Source organism: Roseicyclus amphidinii (assembly GCF_030163755.1).
GTDB lineage: Bacteria > Pseudomonadota > Alphaproteobacteria > Rhodobacterales > Rhodobacteraceae > Roseicyclus > Roseicyclus amphidinii.
Genome location: NZ_JASJOE010000068.1, coordinates 1 through 16,128, shown reverse-complemented (window position 1 = coordinate 16,128; position 16,128 = coordinate 1). Strand labels below are relative to the sequence as shown.

The following is a 16,128-nucleotide window of genomic DNA, read 5'->3' as shown; positions in this document are numbered from 1 at the left end:
CGGCCGGCGTCGCCGCGGGTGCGGGCGTGGCCTCCGGACGGGCGGCGTCCGGCCCAAGCGCAGCCGTGGTCATCGCGGATGCGATCATGGATTGCGAACTGCCGGCGCCGGGGGTCACGTGCCCCGCGAAGGGCGAAACGAATTGGCGGCAACGCTGGTAGTGCTGATCCTCGACCAGTTGGCCGAGAAGTTCGAACGTGGCGAGGTTGAGCATCTGGCGCAGCACGAAGTTCACCGCCTCGCGCTGCTGGCCCCCGGCATCCAGGCTGACAAGCGTTTCCCCGAAGAAACGGCCCACGCTGACGCCGACCTCCTGCGAGAAGATCTGCCGTTGGAGCGGGATCGAGGCGAGGATGCGACCGCTGAACGCGTCGGTCAGCGACAGGTCCAGCCCGACGAGGATGCGGTTCTGCCGATAGCGTGGGCCAACGCCGCCAACCGCCACCGAGGCACCGCCGCCGGGGATGAAATCGAGGCTGTTGATGCTGCCCGAAATGAAGAAATTGACCGGCAATTGCCGCTGGATGTCGCGGATGCCCCATTGCGTTTCCGTCACGAGGATCGCCGGGTCGCGCCGGTTGACCACGGATGCTCCTGCGCGGAACATCGCGGACTGCACCATTTCCGCGGCCCCCTGGCTCACGAACCGCCCGGTCGCCCCTTCGGCATAGCTTTCGCGCCCGGTGGCATCCACGACCTGACCCACGCCGAACGTCACCTGCTCGGGCAGGTGACCCTGCAGGCATTGAAGCGCCTGGTCGAAATTCGTGACGATCTCTTCGACCGGTGGCCCGTCCGGCAGTTCGATGTTCCGCGTGACGGGCGTGAACGCATCGCGCGCCATGCCACAGGCCGCGACCGAGCCCATCAACAGCACCAGCAACGTCCGCCTGACGGCGGTTTGCACATCACGTGCTGCGGACCCGCACGCAGAAGATCCTCTGCGATGCACGGTAAACTCTCCCTGGCACTCGTAATGCTGTTCCATCATTGGCACTCACTTGCCGGAGGACTGCTGGCGTTGACCGTGACGCCGTCACCCTGTTCGAGCGCTCCCAGCATGGAGAGCGTTTCGGTCAGGATGCTGCCGTCCACACAGCCCTGCGAGTCGGCGCTGTTGATCGCGTCGATGTAGTTGTCGCTGCCGTTCACGGTGATCTCGGTGCTGCCCGTGTTCATGGCCCCGACCGAGTTCGTGTTCTGCCCGATCGCGTCGCCGATCTGGAAATCGATGGCACCAAGGCCCCCGTCACCACCAAGGATCTCCTGGTAGTTGGACCTCGAGTCGTTGTAATTCGTCGTGTTCACGACGGTCGTCGGGCCCGCGCTTTGCTGCGCGCTGCGGATGGCCTGCGCCTCCTGCAGCCGCAGGGACCGGTCAGACGCCGAGGAGAACCCCCAGTTCGCCGACCACGAGCCCCCCGCGGATCCGAAGTTCTGTGCCTGGGCTGGCCCGGCGAGCAGCACGGCGACGGCAATGGCCGTCAACGTGGCTCCCTTCCGGTTCAGCCCGCGCTGTGTGATGTGTGTCATGACTGGACCGCATGCGCTTTTCGGGTGGCTCAAGGAGACACAGCGACGACAGACCCGCCGCTTGCCGCCGCCGAGCCGCCAGGGCCACTCACCGAGACCGAACCGAGGCTCGCAGATGCGGAGCTGCCACCGGTCGCTACGGTCGAACCGTTGCTGGCCGCCGCGGAACTCCCGTTGTTGCTGCTTGCAACCACCGATCCGTCGCTTGCTGCCGCCGAGGTGCCCGTCGCCGTGACAGAACCCTCGCTGGCCGCCGCCGCGCCACCGCCGCTCGAAGCAGCGACCGATCCGTCGCTGGCCGCGGCCGCGCCACCACCGCCTGTCGCGGTAACCGATCCGGCACTGGCCGATGCCGCCGCGCCACTTCCGCCGCTTCCGCCGCCGGAGACCGCGGTCACCGAACCGTTGCTGGCCGACGCGCTTGCAGGTCCGGCCACTACGGGCCTCACGATCCGGGCACCGGGCGGCGCGGCGGCAAAGACCGCTGCGTCGTCAGACGGCACCCACGCCGGGACGGCCGCCATTGCGGCAAGTGGCGTGCAGATGTATTGGCCGTACTGTTGCCAGCACAGCATTTCGTCATGTTGGGGCGTAACGCATGCCGCGAGAGGCAAGCTTGCGATAAGGGCGGCCGCCACGCCTTTTGTCTTGTATGCTCGATCGGACATTGCCGGGCTCCAGGTTTTTTTAACCAATTGAATGTTTTCATTTCAGATTTTGCCCAAAGGATCGATTTATCATTCGATTTTGCGGCCGGTCTTTTGGGCGGAAATAAACGAATTGATTTTGTCGGCAGCCCGGTGTGCTCCGCATCGTCAAGAAATTCAGGCTTGGATTCGTGAAATCTTTTGATCGAACCCACCCCTCAAAGATCGGGGTTGCCGACTATCGTGTGTATTCCCGGTTTCGCAGAAATCCGACGTCGGGGGTGAAGGATCGAGAATTTCCGACCCCGACGCCAAAGACGGTGCGATTCACGGCGCGGCGTATCGGCCTCGGGTCACGGGGAATTGGCGCCCTGGCGGCCCTCGCGCATCGAGCACGTCGCCGCTGCGGCGCTGTTCGCTGTTCCTGTCGGTTTATCGCAGCGCGTCCATCCGCGGCGCGTCCTGCATCTCCTCACCGCCCAGCCCGGACAGCTCGGCCACGTGACGCAACGCCCGCCGCAGCCGCGCCAGCACTTCCGAACGGGAAGAGACCGTCCGTTGAACAAGCCCCACCCGCCGCGTGATCGCGCCGTTGCAGAAGGGGCGCGCGTGAACGCTGTCGGCACCCGCCGTCAAAAGCGCGATCTTCGGCACGATGGCCACGCCCAACCCCGCCTGCACCATGCCGATGACCGAGGGCATCGTGTTGGTCGCCACGATGTCGCGCGGCGTGATCGACAGGGCGGCCAGCTCGGTCTCGATCTGCCGCGAGAGCGGCACCTCGGTCGCGTAACGCACGAAAGGAAGATCGCCGAGCAGCGACCGGTCGCTGCGCCAGCTCTCCGACGGCGGGGCGATCAGAACCAGCGGCTCGGTCAGGACCGGTGTCCACGACAGGCTGGCGGGCACGCCGACGTTCTCGGCCACCAGCGCCGCGTCCAGCCGCCCGGCGGCGACATCGGCCATCAACCGTTCCGACATGCCGACGGTCAGCTCGAAGGTGAGATCGGGAAAGACCGCGCGCATCTCGGCGAAGGCGCGGGGCACGAGATGCATCGAAACGGTGCGGATCGCCCCGAAATTGAGCATCCCGGCCGTGCGCCCGCCGGAAATCGCCAGCCGCGCCTCGGTCATGGTCTGCACCACCTGCCGGGCGGCGCGCAGCAGTTCCTCGCCCTTCGCGTTGAGCCGCCGCGGCCGCGTGTTCCGGTCGAACAGCAGGACGCCCATTTCCCCCTCAAGAGCCTGAATTTGCTGGCCCACCGCCGAAGGCGTCAGGTTCACCACCGCGGCCGCGGCCGAGAAGCTTCCGGTGTCCGCGACGGCAACGAGGGTTTGCAGCTGGCGAATGTCCATGCCAGCTTTATGAAGAAAGTCTTCATGAAAATGCAAAAGGAAATCGCTTTCTGAAGCCGTGCTTGTGCAGTTACCGATTTGCACAGCCCAAGTGTCGGGCATCTGCCCAGACATCGACGGTCACCTACCGACGGTTACCCAGAGGAGATCACCATGAAGACTGTTTCGCGTGTTGTCGCAGCCGCGGGCCTTGCCATCGCAAGCCTGAACGCGCCGGTGCTGGCGCAGGACTATCCGAGCAAACCCGTCGAATTCATCGTGCCCTGGTCGCCCGGTGGCGGCAGCGACACGCTGATGCGGATCGTTGCGGGCAATGTGACACCCTATCTCGGCGTCGAGATGCCGGTGATCAACATGCCCGGCGTCGGCGGCACCGTCGGCCTGACCGAGGCCTCGCGCCGCGATGCGGACGGCTATACGATCAGCCAGGTCCACGAGGGGCTTCTGGCCGCCACGGCGACCGGCCTGACCGAGCTGGCCTGGGATGATTTCGACCACATCGCCCTGATGACCGCCTCGCCGCAATACCTCGTGGCCGCCGCGGATCAGCCCTTCGACACGATGGAGGGGCTTGTCGAATACGCGCAGGCCAATCCGGGCGAGCTGACCATCGGGGTCACGCTGGGCGGCGTGCCGCACCTGCACGCGGCCATGATCGCCGAGGCGTTCGACATCGAATGGCGCTACGTCGGCTACGAGGGCACGGGCGAGCGCATCCGCGCGCTGGTCGGCGGCAACCTCGATCTCGCCATCGGCGACATCTCCTCGTCGCTGCAGTTCGCCGAGAACGGCGACCTCGTGTTCCTCGCCAGCGGCGCGACCGAGCGCATGGCGCAGACGCCCGACGTTCCGACCTTCATGGAGCTGGGCGCCGACCTCGACCTGTCGATCACCCGCGGCATCGTGATGCCCGCAGGCTCCCCCGAAGAGGCGCAGGCCGCGATGGAAGCGGCGCTGATGGAGCTGTCGCAGGATCCGACCTTCGTCGAGCAGATCAACAACGCCGGCGCCGATGTCGCCTTCCGCGGCCGCGAGGCCTACTCGGCCTATCTCGCCAATCTTGCCGAGACGGTCGAGCGGCTTGCAGAGGTCATCGCGCCTTGAGCGAGCTCGACACAGGCGCATCGCGGCAGGGGGCGGGCGAGATCGCCCGCCTGCTGTCCTACGTCGCGCTGCTGGCGGTCTCGGTCGGCCTGTTCCTCGAGGCCCGCGCGATGCCGACCTCGCGCTTCGAGATCCTCGGGGCAGGGGCCTTTCCGATGATCGTCCACGGCTGCCTGAGCCTCTTGCTCGTGGTCTCCATCATCGGCGCGCTGCGCCGGATCCCGGCCGCGGCCTATGCCGGTTTCGGCGCTGCGGCGGCGACCTGGCTGCGCGAGAAGCGGCTGGTTCTGGTGCTGTTTGCCTGCCTCGCCCTCTACGTGGCCGCGATGCCCGTCATCGGCTACCCGGTCGCCACCCTGCTGTTCCTCATCGTGGTGCAGGTCACGCTTGCGCCCAAGACGCGCGGCGCCATCGCAACCGCGATCGTGCTGTCGCTGGTCTTTTCCTTCGGCCTCAACTGGCTCTTTGCCGAGGTCTTCAACGTTTTCCTTCCAAGGGGGCACTAGCGCATGGAGGCGTTTCTTCTGGGTGCGTCCGAGGTGCTGTCGCCGGTGACGCTGGCCATGATGCTCGCAGGGGCCATCGCGGGCATCATCGCCGCCGCCATCCCCGGCTTCACCGTCACCATGGCGATCGTTCTCACGCTGCCGCTGACCTTCACCATGGACCCGCTGCAGGGCATCTCGGTCATGCTGTCGGTCTATGTCGGCGGCTACACCGGCGGCCTGATTTCGGCCGCGCTGCTGGGCATTCCCGGCACGCCCTCCTCGGTGGCCACCACCTTCGACGCCTTCCCCATGGCCCGCAACGGCGAGCCGGGCCGCGCCCTGTCTCTGGGTGTCTGGGCCTCGTTCTTCGGCACCATCATCTCCACCCTCGTGCTGATCGTCGCCGCCCCGCCTCTGGCGATCTTCGCCGTCCGCCTTGGCCCGTGGGAATATTTCTCGCTGATCGTCTTCGCGCTGACCATCGTGGCAAGCCTTGTCGGCAACTCGCTGCAACGCGGGCTGATCGCCGCGCTGATCGGGCTGGCGATCTCGACCGTCGGGGCCGATCCGATCATGGGCCGGCCGCGCTTCGACATGGGCTGGGAGCTTCTGGCCGCCGGCCTGCCCTTTCTCGTCGTGCTGATCGGCATCTTCGCCATCTCGCAGCTCGCCTCCGAGGTCGAGGATGCCGAGGCCATCAAGCGCGGCGAAAAGCTGATCGACGGCGAGATCGAGTTCAAGACATGGGAGGTCATGCGCGAGGTGCTCATGCGCCCGGTCAACCTGATCCGCTCCTCCATGGTCGGCGTCGCCATCGGCGCGCTGCCGGGGGCGGGCGGCTCCATCGCCAACCTCGTGGCCTATGACCAGGCCAAGCGCGCCTCGAAAACCCCCGAAGCCTTCGGCAAGGGCACGCCCGACGGCGTCGTCGCCTCCGAGGCGGGCAATTCCGCTACCGCGGGCGGCGGGCTGATCCCGCTGATCTCGCTGGGCATTCCCGGCTCGGCGGTGGATGCGATCCTGATGGCCTCGCTCATGGTGCATGGCATCTCGGTCGGGCCGCGGCTGATCATGGACAATGCCGATCTCGTCTACGGCATGTTCCTTGCGATGGCCGTCTCGAGCCTGATGATGCTGGTGGTCTGCGTCCTGTCGATGCGCGCCTTCCTGCGCGTGGCCGAGGTGCCGAAATGGGTCGTCGTGCCGGTGGTGCTGGTCTGCTGCGTCGTCGGCTCCTTCGCGCTCAACAACCGGGTGACCGACCTTTATCTTCTCGCGGCCGTGGGGCTTCTGGGCTACGCGCTCAGGGCGCTCGACTACCCGCTCGCGCCGCTGGTGCTGGGCGTCATCCTCGGCCCGATCGCCGAGACCAACCTGCGCCGCGCCCTGATGACGGACCCCGACTGGTCCCTCTTCCTCACGCGCCCGGTGAGCCTTATCTTCCTCGTCGCGGCGGTCCTCTCGGTGGCCTGGGCCATCCGGGGCATTCTCAAGTCAAGATCCCAAGCAAGATCCGGTAAGGAACCCACCTGATGCCATTCCGTCACGATGCGCTCTACGCGTCCCGGCGCTCGCCCGTGCTCGCCGACAATCTCGTCTCCACCTCGCAGCCGCTGGCCGTTCAGGCGGGCCTGTCGATGCTGGCGCGCGGCGGCAATGCCGTCGACGCGGCGCTGGCCGCCGCCGCGACCCTCACCGTGGTGGAGCCGACCGGCAATGGGCTGGGCTCCGATGCCTTCTGCATCCTGTGGGACGGCAAGGAACTGCATGGCCTGAACGCCTCGGGGCCCGCCCCCGCGGGCTGGACGCCCGACCGCTTCAGGGGGCAGGACACCATGCCCTTCCGTGGCTGGGAGAGCGTGACCGTGCCCGGCGCCATCGCCGCCTGGGCCGAGTTGAGCGCGCGCTTCGGCACCCTCGACCTCGCCACCGTGCTGGCCCCCGCCATCGGCTATGCCGAAAGCGGCTTCATCGTCTCGCCCGTGATCGGCGCGCTCTGGGCGCGCGGGGCCGAGACGCTGGCCACGCAGCCCGGCTATGCCGAGGCCTTCATGCCCGGTGGCCGCGCGCCGCGGGCGGGCGAACGCTTCCGCCATCCGGGGCAGGCCGAAAGCCTGCGGATGATCGCCGAGACTCGGGGCCGCGCCTTCTACGAGGGACCGCTGGCCGAGAAGATCGCGGCCTTCGCCCGCCAGCACGGCGCGGCGCTTTCCGAGGCCGACCTGGCCGGCTACAGCCCCGAATGGTGCGGCACCATCTCGACCGCGTTCGACGACAACGAGCTGCACGAGATCCCGCCGAACGGGCAGGGCATCGCCGCGCTGATGGCGCTGGGCCTGCTGCAGCACACGGGCGTCCGCGACCTCGACGCCGACGACCCGCGCGCGCTGCACCTGCAGATCGAGGCGATCAAGCTCGCCTTCGCCGATCTGCACGCCCATGTCGCCGACAGCCGCTTCATGACCGATGTCACCCCTCAGCACCTGATCGACCCCGGCTACCTGGCCGAGCGCGCGCGGCTCATCGACATCGACCGCGCGCAGGATTACGGGCCGGGCGCACCGAAGCACGGCGGCACGGTCTACCTGACCACCGCGGATGCCTCGGGGATGATGGTCTCCTTCATCCAGTCGAACTACGCCGGGTTCGGCTCGGGCGTCGTGGTGCCCGGCACCGGCATCAGCCTGCAGAACCGCGGCGCGGGCTTCACGCTCACGCCCGGCCACCCGAACGAGGTCGCGCCGGGCAAGCGCCCCTTCCACACGATCATTCCGGGCTTCCTGATGCAGAACGGCGCCCCCAGGATGAGCTTTGGCGTGATGGGTGGCCCGATGCAGGCGCAGGGCCATGTGCAGATGGTGCTGCGCACCCAGCTTTGGGGGCAGGACGTGCAGACCGCCGTCGACGCCCCGCGCTGGCGCTTCGTCAAGGGCCGCGAGGTCGCCTGCGAAGAGGCGATGCCGCCCACCACCCGCGAGGCGCTGGCCGCCCTCGGTCACGCGATCACGGTCGAAGCCCCCGACAGCGCCTTCGGCTTCGGCGGCGCGCAGCTGATCGAGCGGCTGGAGGGCGGCGGCTATGCCGCGGGCTCCGACCCGCGGAAGGACGGCGGCGCGCAGGGGTTCTGACGCGCCACGCCCCCGCTTGCGGCGCGGGCCTGCCCGTGCGATCCGGCCCTGACGCCATGACGGACGGGACGGCCCGATGCCCCAAAGCGACGAGATCATCACGGATGTCGCCATCATCGGTGGCGGCCTTGCCGGGCTTGCGCTGGCCGATCACCTGCACGGGGCCGGTGTGCCCTTCGAGCTGTTCGAGGCCCGCCCCCGTCTCGGCGGCCGCATCGCGGCGCTGGGGACCGCGGCGGGCCGCGTCGATCTCGGCCCGTCCTGGGCCTGGCCCGGCCAGCCCCGCATCGCCCGGCTGATCGAGCGGCTGGGCCTGTCGCCCTTTGCGCAACACGCAGCCGGCGAGATCCTGTTCGAGGACGCGTCCGGCGTGGTTCACCGCGGCATGGGCCATGCCTCGATGGAAGGGTCGCTGCGGCTTGATGGAGGGATGATCAGCCTGATCGAGGGGCTGGCCGCCCGCCTGCCGCCCGAGCGCCTGCACCTGTCGCGCGCCGTCCGGGCGGTCGGGCCGGACGGCCTGCGCCTTGCCTGCGGCACGCGCTGCACCGCGGCCCATGTCGCGCTGGCCCTGCCGCCCCGGCTGGCCGCCGGTCTGTTGCAGGAGCGTCCGCTTCCCGCGGCGGCGCGGCAGGCGCTGGCGGCGATCCCCACATGGATGGCGGGCCATGCCAAGGTCGTCGCGGTCTATGACCGCCCGTTCTGGCGCGCCGCGGGCCTGTCGGGGGACGCCATGAGCCGCCGCGGGCCGCTGGCCGAGATCCATGACGCAAGCGGCCCCGAAGGCCGCCCCGCCGCGCTCTTTGGCTTTCTCGGCGTGCCCGCCGCGCAGCGCCGGGGGCAGGGTGCCCGGATCGAGGCGCTGGCGCTCGAGCAGCTCGCGCGCCTGTTCGGGCCCGAGGCCCGCGCGCCGCTTCAGGTCGCGCTGCAGGACTGGGCCTGCGACCCGCTGACCGCGACCGAGGCCGACCAGCGCCCCCCGCCCGGTCATCCGGCCTATGGCCTGCCCGCCGCGCTTGCGGGGCTGGACGGGGGGCGGTTGCACCTGGCTGGCACCGAGACCGCGCCCGAGATGGGCGGGCTGATGGAGGGGGCGCTGGCCTCGGCCGAGCGCGTCGCGGGCGTGATCCTTGGCGGGGGTCATCCCGCCGCGTGACACTGCGCAATGCGCAATGCGAAAGGCCCCGACATCTCTCGATGCCGGGGCCCTTTTTCCTGTCACCCGCCGTGGCTCACTCGCCGGGCATCTGCCCCTTGCCATGGCCCGACAGGCCGCCCGCGACTTCCTCGGTCGCCTCGGCGGCCAGCTCTTCGGGCAGCAGCAGGTTCAGCACGATGGCGATCAGCGCCGCGGGCAGGATGCCCGAGGTCGCCAGCACCTTCAGCGTCTCGGGCAGGTGCTGCAGCGCCCCCGGCTCCAGCTGCAGGCCAAGGCCCAGCTACAGCGCGATGGCGAAGATCACCATGTTGCGGCGGTTCCACGTGACGTCCGACAGCATCGAGATGCCCGCCGCCACGACCATGCCGAACATCACGATCACGCCGCCGCCCAGCACCTCGATCGGCACCGTCGAGATCACCGCGCCCACCTTGGGCACCAGCCCGCAGAGGATCAGGAAGACCGCGCCGATGGTCACGACATGGCGGCTCATGACGCCGGTCATGGCGATCAGGCCGACGTTCTGGCTGAACGAGGTGTTGGGCAGCGCGCCGAACACGCCCGACAACGCCGTGCCGACACCGTCGGCAAAGGTCGCGCCCTCGATCTCGCGGTCGGTCGCCTCGCGGCCAGCGCCGCCCTTGGTGATGCCGCTGACATCGCCCACCGTCTCGACCGCCGAGACGAAGGACATCAGGCAGAAACCGATGATCGCCGCGACCGAGAACTCGATCCCGAAATGGAACGGGTTGGGCAAGGCGACCGTGGCCGCCCGGCCCACGTTGCCGAAGCTGACCATCCCCATGGCATAGGCGACGCCGTAGCCCGCCAGAAGGCCCAGCAGCACCGCCGAGACCGACAGCATCCCGCGGGCGAAGAACTTCAGCCCCAGCGTCACGAAGATCACGACGCCCGCCACCGTCCAGTTCTGCAGCGAGCCGTATTCTGGCGTTCCGATGGCCGGAACCCCGCCCGCGGCGTATTGCACGCCCACCTTGACCAGCGCGAGGCCGATCATCGTCACCACAAGGCCGGTGACCAGCGGCGGCAGGGCGAAACGGATCCTGCCGATGAACAGGCCGAGCGCGGCGTGGAACAGCCCGCCCACCACGATGCCGCCCATCAGGACCGAGATCGCCTCGACCCCCTGGCCCGCGACCAGCGGGATCATGATCGGGATGAAGGCGAAGGACGTGCCCTGCACGATCGGCAGGCGCGCGCCGACGGGGCCCACGCCGATGGTCTGGAACAGCGTGGCGATGCCGGCAAAGAACATCGACATCTGGATCATGTAGATCATCTGCGGGAAGTCGGGACTGTTCGAGCCGAAGCCGAACCCCGCCGCGCCGCAAACGATGATCGCGGGGGTCACGTTCGAGACGAACATCGCCAGCACATGCTGGATGCCCAGCGGCACGGCCTTGATCAGCGGCGGGGTGTAGTTGGGGTCGCGGAGTTGCTCCGGCGTCCCGATGGATGCGTCAGCCATTGGTCTTTCCTCCCTTCTGACGGTTGTTCCCCGGCACGCACCAAGGCCGGCGGGGGCGGTGACGGGGCCCGGCTCCTCCTTCCGGGTCCCGCCATGAGGTCCGACCGCGGCCGAACCGGCCCGGCACCGCGTGCCGGGGATGCCCTGGGGTGCCTACAAGGCCCCGAGGCTCAGCGCCGGATGGCGGTTCACGTCCTTGTAGAGCATGTAGCGGAACGTCTGGTCGCCGGTGGCGATGCAGGCCTGCGGGCAGAAGGCGCGCAGCCACATGAAATCTCCCGGACCCACATCGACCCAATCGGTGTTCAGCAGGTAGCGCCCGGTGCCCTGCAGCACGTAAAGCCCGTGCTCCATCACATGCGTTTCGGCAAAGGGGATGCGCCCGCCGGGCTGCAGGTTCACGATGGTGATGTGAAAGTCGTAGCCAAGGTCCATCGGGTCGAAGAACCGCTGCGTCGCCCAGCTGTCCTCGGCCCCCGGCATCCCGGTGCGCGGCACGTCGCGTTCATGCACCACGAAAGGCGCGGGCGGCGTCGGCTCCATGCCGGGGATGAAGCGTTTGCGGATCCAGTGGAAGCCGCACAGCGCCTCGCCGTCGTTCCAGATCTCCCAGGGGGCGCCCGGCGGCAGGTAGGCGAAACTGCCCGGCGTCAGCATGTGGGTTTCCGCCCCGATCACCAGCCGGGCCATGCCCTTGGCGACGAAGAGCGCCGCCTGCGCGGAGGGGTCGGGCTCGGGCGTGGCCGAGCCGCCGCCGGGTTTCAGCTCGACCGCGTATTGCGCGAAGGTCTCGGCGAAGCCGGTCATCGGCCGCGCAAGGATCCAGGCCCGGTGGCCGATCCAGCCCGGCAACATGCTGCTCACGATGTCGCGCTGCGTGTCGGCCGGCAGCACCGCGTAGCTGGGCGTGAAGACCGCCGTGCCGACCGGGTCGGCCGAAGGGTCCGGCATGCCGCCGGGGGGGAAGGCGTAACCGTCCGGCGCGATGGCGCTGGCGGGGGCGAAAACGGTGCTGGGGTCGGGCATCATGACAACAGGTCCTCGAGACGGTGCCGTGCGATCCGTTCGACCTGGTGGCAGGCTTCCGCGAACTCGCGGTCGCGGTCCTGCGACAGGCGGGACCGGAAGGCCGCGAGGATGGACGCCTTGTCATGGTCGCGCACGGCGATGATGAAGGGAAATCCGAACGCCTCCACGTAGCGGCTGTTCAGCTCCGTGAAAAGGGCGCGCTCGTCGTCGCACAGGGCGTCAAGCCCCGCGCCCGCCTGTTCTGCCGTCGATTCAGGCGTCAGCCGCCGTGCTGCGGCCAGTTTTCCGGCAAGATCGGGATGCGCGCACAGAACGCCGAGGCGCTCGGCGGTGCCGCCCATGCGAAAGACCCGCCTCAGCGCCGCATGCAGGCCCTGCGCGCTGTCGTTCGCCGGGCCGATCCCCTCGTCCCAGGCGCGCTCGGCGATCCAGGGCGAATGCTCGAAGATGCCGCCGAACCGCGCGACAAAGGCGTCGCGCCCCATGGTGGAGGGACGCAGCGCCGGGCGGACGGGCGGATGCCGCCGCGCCCAATGCCCGGCGATGTCGATGCGCCGCGCGACCCAGACATCCTCGAACCCGTCGATGTGGTCGAGGAACCGGCGCAGCGCCGCGATGCGGCCCGGCCGCCCGATCAGGCGGCAATGCAGGCCCACCGACATCATCCTGGGCGCACCCCGGACACCTTCCTCGTAGAGCGTGTCGAAACTGTCGCGCAGGTAGGCCTCGAACTGGTCGCCCGCGTTGAACCCCTGCGCCGTGGCGAAGCGCATGTCGTTGGCATCCAGCGTGTAGGGGATGACCAGCTGCTCGCGCCCGCCCGCCTCGATCCAGTAGGGCAGGTCGTCGGCGTAGCTGTCCGAGACATAGTCGAAGCCGCCATCCTCGGCGATCAGGCGCACGGTGTTCTCGGAACAGCGCCCGGTATACCAGCCGCGCGGGGCTTCGCCGGTCACGGCGGCGTGCAGCCGCTTGGCCGCGGCGATCTGCGCGCGCTCCTCGGCCTCGGTCATGTCCTTGTGCTCGACCCACTTCAGCCCGTGGCTTGCGATCTCCCAGCCGGCCTCCTGCATGGCGGCGACCTGGTCGGGGCTGCGCGCCAGCGCGCTGGCGACCCCGTAGACGGTCACCGGCAACCCGCGTTCGGTGAACAGGCGGTGCAGCCGCCAGAACCCGGCCCGCGCGCCGTATTCGTAGATCGACTCCATGTTCCAGTGCCGTTGCCCCGGCCAGGCCGCGGCCCCCACGATCTCGCTCAGGAAGGCCTCCGAGGCAGGGTCGCCGTGCAGCACGCAATTCTCGCCGCCTTCCTCGTAGTTGATGACGAACTGCACCGCGATCCGGGCCCCGCCGGGCCAGTCGGCAGGGGGCGGATTGCGGCCGTGGCCGGCCATGTCTCGTGGGTAAAGCGTCAAGGCGATCCTCCCGATCTCACCTTATGCTTAGACCGTGATTAAAATTCGGTCTTTCAAGGAAAGCTTGAAAGTGTTTCGCCCGGCTTGAAACTTTGCCCCGAACCGGGGTTAAGGCACATATGGCGCAGCAAGGGAGGGCACCATGACCGGATACCTGACGACACATGTTCTGGACACCGCCAAGGGCACCCCGGCGGCGGGCCTTCGGATCGCGCTGTTCCGGCTGACCGATGGCGGGCGCAGCAAGATCGCCGAGACGCTCACCAACGCCGACGGGCGCACCGACGGGCCGATCCTGCCCGCCGAGGCCTTCGCCACCGGCGAATACGAGCTGGTCTTTCACGCCGGCGACTACCTGCGCGCGCAGGGCATGACCGACGGTTTCCTCGACATCGTGCCGATCCGTTTCCGCATGTCCGAGGCGTCGCATTACCACGTGCCGCTTCTGCTCTCGCCCTTTTCCTACGCCACCTATCGCGGCAGCTAGGCGGCTAGCTCGCTCTGGCGCAGGGTGGTCTTGATCCGCTCCGCCATGAACTCGATGAACAGCCGCGTCTTGGGGTCCTGGTTGCGCTTGTGCGGGAACAGGACCGCAAGCTGCGCGCGGGGCGGGGGCGTCTTCTGGCAGACCGGCACAAGCCGCCCCGTGGCGATGTGATGGGCCACGTCGAACACCGGCTTGTTCACGATCCCCCGCCCGTCCAGCGCCCATTGGGTCAGCACGTCGCCGTCATCGCAGCTGACCGGCCCGGACACCGCGAAGGATTGCGGGCCGTCCGTCGTCTCGAGCGTCCAGCGGAACTCGGTCGAGCCGGGAAAGCGCAGCAACAGGCACTCATGCGCGTCGTTCACGAGGTCGAACCCATGGGTCGGCGCGCCGCGGCGCGCGATATACTCGGGCGCGGCGCACACGACCCGCGGACAATCCGCGATGACCCTGATGCGATGCGCCGAGTCCGGCGGGTTGCCCAGCACGAAGGCCAGGTCCAGCCGTTCCCCCGTCAGGTCGATCTTGCGATCCGACAGGCGCAGCCTGACGTGAACCTCGGGGTAGTCCTGCTGGAAGGCCGCCACATGCGGCGCGATCAGGCGGCGGCCCACCCCGAGGGGGGCAGCCACGAACAACGAGCCGCGCGGCGTCAGCGTGATCTCGTGGACCGCGGCCTCGGCCTCGTCCACCGCGTCGAGGATGGCGACCGCCTTGTCGTAGAAGATGCGCCCCTGCTCGGTCGGCTGGATCGAGCGCGTCGTGCGCGTGAACAACCGCACCCCCAACGTCTTTTCCAACTCGCCGATCCGGCTCGAGGCGACGGCGGCCGACACCCGCAGGTCGCGCGCGGCGGCCGACATGTTCTCGAGCTCGTAGACCCTGACGAACATGCGGATGTTGTTGATGTTGTTCATCGGCGTTTCTTCGGATTTCCTTGAAAGTCCTCGGGACAATCAGAAATTATCAGAAGCCTGCCCTTTCGCATAGCCTCTCCCCGAAACAGGATGTGGGAGGGACCCCCCGATGTATGATCTTGCCATCATGACCGACTGGATCGCCTTCGCGGTCCGCTGGCTGCATGTGATCACGGCCATGGCCTGGATCGGCTCGAGCTTCTATTTCATCGCGCTCGACCTCGGGCTGCGCAAGGCGCCCGACCTGCCGCCCGGCGCCCATGGCGAGGAATGGCAGGTCCATGGCGGCGGGTTCTACCAGATCCGCAAATTCCTCGTGGCCCCCGAGCAGATGCCCGAGCACCTGACCTGGTTCAAATGGGAAAGCTACACGACCTGGCTGTCGGGGGCGGCGCTCCTGATGCTGGTCTACTGGACCGGGGCCGAGATGTTCCTGATCGACTTCGACAAGGTCGCGCTGACCACCTGGCAGGCGATCGCCATCTCGGGCGGGTCGCTGGCGGTGGGCTGGCTGCTTTACGACATGCTGTGCAAAAGCCCGCTGGGCGCGCGCCCCACCACGCTGATGCTGATCCTCTTCGTGATCCTCGTGGTCATGGCCTGGGGCTACAATCAGGTCTTCACGGGGCGCGCGGCGATGCTGCACCTGGGCGCGTTCACGGCGACGATCATGACGGCCAACGTGTTCTTCATCATCATGCCCAACCAGCGCATCGTCGTGCGCGACCTGCAGGAAGGGCGCACCCCCGACCCGAAATACGGCAAGATCGCCAAGCTGCGCTCGACCCACAACAACTACCTGACCCTGCCGGTCATCTTCCTGATGCTGTCGAACCATTACCCGCTGGCCTTCGGCACCCAGAACGCCTGGCTGATCGCCAGCCTCGTGTTCCTGCTCGGCGTCCTGATCCGGCACTATTTCAACACCCGCCACGCCCGCGCCGGAAACCCGCATTGGACATGGGGCGCGGCGGCGGTGATCTTCATCGGCATCATGTGGCTGTCGGCGACCCCCATGTCGCAAGGCATCGACTGGGAGGAAGAGGCCCGCGTGCCCGCGCACCTGCTGCCGGTGGTCGAAAGCGAGGGCTTCGAAGAGGTGGCGAATGTCGTCTTAGGCCGCTGCTCGATGTGCCACAACGCCGAACCGGTCTGGCCGGGGATCAACTGGGCCCCGCGCGGCGTCCGCCTCGATACCGAGGCCGAGATCGCCCGCTACGCCACCGCGGTCTACCTTCAGGCGGGCGTCAGCCACGCCATGCCGCCCGGCAATGTCACCGCGATGCCGCCCGAGGACCGCGCCCTGATCACGCGCTGGTATCGCGCCCTGCGCGAGACGCACGCCCCCGCGGAGCTGGCGCTGGCCGCACCGGCCG

Annotated in this window: 14 protein-coding genes and 1 pseudogene; 8 read left to right on the top strand and 7 right to left on the bottom strand. The window is 68.4% G+C overall.

All coding sequences use genetic code 11. The features are described from left to right. A partial coding sequence (locus QQK83_RS16480; protein WP_284266119.1) for a CsgG/HfaB family protein occupies window positions 1-868 on the bottom strand: 868 nt, incomplete at its 3' end. A 119-nt stretch (window positions 869-987) separates the two neighbouring features. After that, window positions 988-1,533, bottom strand: coding sequence for a hypothetical protein (locus QQK83_RS16475; RefSeq protein WP_284266118.1), 546 nt, complete (start codon window positions 1,531-1,533; stop codon window positions 988-990). 150 nt (window positions 1,534-1,683) lie between these two features. Here QQK83_RS16475 and QQK83_RS16470 point away from each other — a divergent pair, with 150 nt between their 5' ends. Next, window positions 1,684-2,232, top strand: coding sequence for a hypothetical protein (locus tag QQK83_RS16470; RefSeq protein ID WP_284266117.1), 549 nt, complete (start codon window positions 1,684-1,686; stop codon window positions 2,230-2,232). Window positions 2,233-2,612: 380 nt separating this feature from the next. On the opposite strand, the gene QQK83_RS16465 is transcribed toward QQK83_RS16470, so the two are convergent. Beyond that, the gene (locus QQK83_RS16465) at window positions 2,613-3,536 is read right to left on the bottom strand and encodes a LysR family transcriptional regulator (protein ID WP_284266116.1); all 924 of its coding nucleotides are present in this window, start codon (window positions 3,534-3,536) and stop codon (window positions 2,613-2,615) included. Window positions 3,537-3,689: 153 nt separating this feature from the next. Between QQK83_RS16465 and QQK83_RS16460 the strand changes: the two genes are divergently transcribed. From QQK83_RS16460 to QQK83_RS16440, 5 genes are all read left to right on the top strand, one after another. Next, window positions 3,690-4,640: a Bug family tripartite tricarboxylate transporter substrate binding protein gene (locus QQK83_RS16460; RefSeq protein WP_284266115.1), complete on the top strand. Its 951-nt coding sequence runs from the start codon at window positions 3,690-3,692 to the stop codon at window positions 4,638-4,640. Beyond that, a complete protein-coding gene (locus QQK83_RS16455) occupies window positions 4,637-5,146 on the top strand; it encodes a tripartite tricarboxylate transporter TctB family protein (protein ID WP_284266114.1) in 510 nt (169 codons plus the stop codon). The genes QQK83_RS16460 and QQK83_RS16455 overlap by 4 nt, the downstream gene beginning before the upstream one ends. A 3-nt stretch (window positions 5,147-5,149) precedes the next feature. After that, window positions 5,150-6,661: a tripartite tricarboxylate transporter permease gene (locus QQK83_RS16450; protein ID WP_284266113.1), complete on the top strand. Its 1,512-nt coding sequence runs from the start codon at window positions 5,150-5,152 to the stop codon at window positions 6,659-6,661. Further along, on the top strand, window positions 6,661-8,256 hold the full coding sequence (locus QQK83_RS16445; RefSeq protein WP_284266112.1) for a gamma-glutamyltransferase family protein: 1,596 nt from the start codon (window positions 6,661-6,663) through the stop codon (window positions 8,254-8,256). The genes QQK83_RS16450 and QQK83_RS16445 overlap by 1 nt, the downstream gene beginning before the upstream one ends. Before the next feature lie 76 nt (window positions 8,257-8,332). Next, window positions 8,333-9,412, top strand: a complete 1,080-nt coding sequence (locus QQK83_RS16440; RefSeq protein WP_284266111.1) for a flavin monoamine oxidase family protein — start codon at window positions 8,333-8,335, stop codon at window positions 9,410-9,412. Between the two features lie 76 nt (window positions 9,413-9,488). On the opposite strand, the pseudogene QQK83_RS16435 reads toward QQK83_RS16440, so the two are convergent. The 3 genes and pseudogenes from QQK83_RS16435 to puuE form a co-directional block, all read right to left on the bottom strand. Next, window positions 9,489-10,904 (bottom strand): annotated as a pseudogene (locus QQK83_RS16435) (uracil-xanthine permease family protein). A gap of 153 nt (window positions 10,905-11,057) precedes the next feature. Further along, window positions 11,058-11,933, bottom strand: coding sequence for a bifunctional allantoicase/(S)-ureidoglycine aminohydrolase (locus tag QQK83_RS16430; protein ID WP_284266109.1), 876 nt, complete (start codon window positions 11,931-11,933; stop codon window positions 11,058-11,060). Next, a complete protein-coding gene (gene puuE / locus QQK83_RS16425; protein ID WP_417750365.1) occupies window positions 11,930-13,348 on the bottom strand; it encodes an allantoinase PuuE in 1,419 nt (472 codons plus the stop codon). Before puuE ends, QQK83_RS16430 begins: the two co-directional genes overlap by 4 nt. A gap of 142 nt (window positions 13,349-13,490) precedes the next feature. Between puuE and uraH the strand changes: the two genes are divergently transcribed. Then, window positions 13,491-13,835 carry a hydroxyisourate hydrolase gene (gene uraH / locus QQK83_RS16420; RefSeq protein WP_284266107.1) on the top strand — a complete coding sequence of 115 codons (345 nt, stop codon included), beginning with the start codon at window positions 13,491-13,493 and terminating at the stop codon, window positions 13,833-13,835. Here uraH and QQK83_RS16415 read toward each other — a convergent pair. Then, window positions 13,832-14,752, bottom strand: coding sequence for a LysR family transcriptional regulator (locus QQK83_RS16415; RefSeq protein WP_284266106.1), 921 nt, complete (start codon window positions 14,750-14,752; stop codon window positions 13,832-13,834). The genes uraH and QQK83_RS16415 overlap by 4 nt on opposite strands. A gap of 109 nt (window positions 14,753-14,861) precedes the next feature. Here QQK83_RS16415 and QQK83_RS16410 point away from each other — a divergent pair. Further along, on the top strand, window positions 14,862-16,128 hold a 1,267-nt coding region (locus QQK83_RS16410), incomplete at its 3' end, for a urate hydroxylase PuuD (RefSeq protein ID WP_284266105.1).

Coding starts and splice junctions, on each gene's coding strand:
- QQK83_RS16445 (WP_284266112.1), top strand. CDS start 6,661: ATGCCATTCCGTCACGATGCGCTCTACGCGTCCCGGCGCTCGCCCGTG.
- QQK83_RS16460 (WP_284266115.1), top strand. CDS start 3,690: ATGAAGACTGTTTCGCGTGTTGTCGCAGCCGCGGGCCTTGCCATCGCA.
- QQK83_RS16415 (WP_284266106.1), bottom strand. CDS start 14,752: ATGAACAACATCAACAACATCCGCATGTTCGTCAGGGTCTACGAGCTC.
- QQK83_RS16450 (WP_284266113.1), top strand. CDS start 5,150: ATGGAGGCGTTTCTTCTGGGTGCGTCCGAGGTGCTGTCGCCGGTGACG.
- QQK83_RS16465 (WP_284266116.1), bottom strand. CDS start 3,536: ATGGACATTCGCCAGCTGCAAACCCTCGTTGCCGTCGCGGACACCGGA.
- uraH (WP_284266107.1), top strand. CDS start 13,491: ATGACCGGATACCTGACGACACATGTTCTGGACACCGCCAAGGGCACC.
- QQK83_RS16430 (WP_284266109.1), bottom strand. CDS start 11,933: ATGATGCCCGACCCCAGCACCGTTTTCGCCCCCGCCAGCGCCATCGCG.
- QQK83_RS16475 (WP_284266118.1), bottom strand. CDS start 1,533: ATGACACACATCACACAGCGCGGGCTGAACCGGAAGGGAGCCACGTTG.
- QQK83_RS16440 (WP_284266111.1), top strand. CDS start 8,333: ATGCCCCAAAGCGACGAGATCATCACGGATGTCGCCATCATCGGTGGC.